At 41.0% G+C, this 1,990-nt stretch carries 3 protein-coding genes; all 3 read right to left on the bottom strand.

Annotation, left to right across the window (positions count from 1 at the left end; all coding sequences use genetic code 11):
• Nucleotides 1-30: 30 nt before the first annotated feature.
• On the bottom strand, nt 31-1,026 hold the full coding sequence (locus ACTF6W_RS00190) for an amidohydrolase family protein (protein WP_438992521.1): 996 nt from the start codon (nt 1,024-1,026) through the stop codon (nt 31-33).
• 1 nt (nt 1,027) lies between these two features.
• Complete coding sequence (locus tag ACTF6W_RS00185) at nt 1,028-1,594, bottom strand: 3-hydroxyanthranilate 3,4-dioxygenase (RefSeq protein WP_438992520.1); 567 nt, start codon at nt 1,592-1,594, stop codon at nt 1,028-1,030.
• A gap of 2 nt (nt 1,595-1,596) precedes the next feature.
• On the bottom strand, nt 1,597-1,990 hold a 394-nt coding region (locus ACTF6W_RS00180; protein WP_438992519.1), incomplete at its 5' end, for a RidA family protein.

The raw sequence follows: 1,990 nt of genomic DNA, 5'->3' as shown, positions 1-1,990 counted from the left end.
GACAAATTCAAAGCTCATTAAAAACTCCTGTTATATTTCGATATTAAAAAAGCGTGCCGCATTCGCGCCCAAAATGGAAGCTTTTTCATCATCCTTTAATGATGGATGATGACGCACCAAAGCACCCATATCAATTTCACCGAGCGGAAATGGGTAATCCGTTCCAAACATCACCCGCTCTGAACCACTGCATTTTACAAGTAAATCAAGGGCATCATTGCTAAATACCGCGCTATCAACAAAAAAGCGATCAACATAACTTGATGGTAAATTCGGGCAATCTTTTCTCACGATATCTCTTTCCCGCCAAGCATTATCAACACGGCCCATGAGATAAGCGAAACTACCGCCGCCATGTGCGAAACAGAGTTTCAAGCTTTTTGGCAATCTTTCAAATGCACCGGATAAAATCAGAGAAAGAATGGAAAGTTGTGTTTCCGCAGGCATTGCAACGAGCCACTGAAGCATATAGTTTGGCATACGTTCCGGCGACATCATATCCCATGGATGTATCAGTACCGGTGCATCAATGCTTGCACAGTGTTGCAGAAAAGTAATCAACCCTTCATCATCAAGGTTTTTATCACCAACATGATTGCCAATTTGAACGGCCACATGACCACCCTCCATGGCACGGCCCACTTCTTTACATGCTAAGTCAATATCTTGTAATGGCACCTGACACATTGTTTTTAATCGCCGGAGATTATGTTCACACATTTTAAGGGCTTCATCATTCATAAGTTTTGCACATTCAAGCGATTCTTTAGCCGGTTTTTCATAAGCAAAAAGTATAGGTGTCGCACACATAATTTGAATATCAACACCATATTTATCAAGTTCTTCAATGCGGCGTGCGGGATTCCAACATGCATCATAAATGGGGCGATAATCTTTACCGTCCAAGGTGATCATCCCTTTTTCAGCAGATACTTTTCGAAATCCCGGCCAAGAACCGCTCCCAAAACGGGTTTCCATATCCAAGATGCTGTCTGGATAGAAATGTGAATGAATATCAATAATCATACTAAAGCTTTACCCACCCTTCTGGTGGTTTTCCTTTTCCAGGATGAATTTCACCACAATTTTTACACGTTCGAGCCTCTATATCATCGTGATAGTTTTGATAGACCTTTGGAAGTTCAGTGACGATCATACTAGGGTCTTCAAGTGATACTTCGACGCGATGCACTTTTTCACCGCAATTAAAACAATACCATTCAAACCCTTCCATCATGCCTTTTTCACGCGGTGCTTCTATCACTAGCCCGATTGAACCTTCTTGTGGACGTTGTGGTGCATGAATAGCATGGGCAGGCATTAAAAACACCTCTCCTTCGCGAATAGGAACATCATAAATAATGCTATCTTCAACAATTTTCAGCATCATGTCGCCCTTGATCTGATAAAACCATTCCTGAACCGGATCATCATGAAAATCGACACGTGTATTTGGCCCGCCAACAACCATTACAATCATACCTGTGGTTTCATCATGCAGCGTTTTATTACCCACAGGGGGCTTTAGCAGTTCTTTATGTTCTTCGATCCATTTTTCAAAATTAAATGGCCTAAATTTTGGATGTATTGGCATTCTTATTCCTTCTTATATGCAACGGCTTTTATTTCAATAAGCAGATGAGGGTGCGGCAATTGATGTACAGCAATAGTAGTTCTAGCAGGGCCTGTTTCAGCATTAAAGAATTCCCCGTAAACATCATTATATCCTTTAAAGTCATCCATACTCATAAGGTAGGTGCTGATTTCAACGAGATCAGATAATTCTACACCAGCCGCTTTTAATGTCGTTTCGATATTTTTAATAACGGCGCGGGTTTGCTCCTTTATATCAAGTGATAAATTACCATTTTCATCAATTTCCACGCCAATATGACTATTATCTTCGCGACGTGAACTCGTTCCCGATACAAAAATAAAATCGCCCGCTCTTTTAAAATGTGGATATGCTCCAAGCGGCTTTGCTTTTCCA

Origin of the sequence: Pseudemcibacter sp. (assembly GCF_965661635.1) — a bacterium.
GTDB lineage: Bacteria > Pseudomonadota > Alphaproteobacteria > Sphingomonadales > Emcibacteraceae > Pseudemcibacter.
This window is presented reverse-complemented; position numbering and strand designations above follow the sequence as displayed.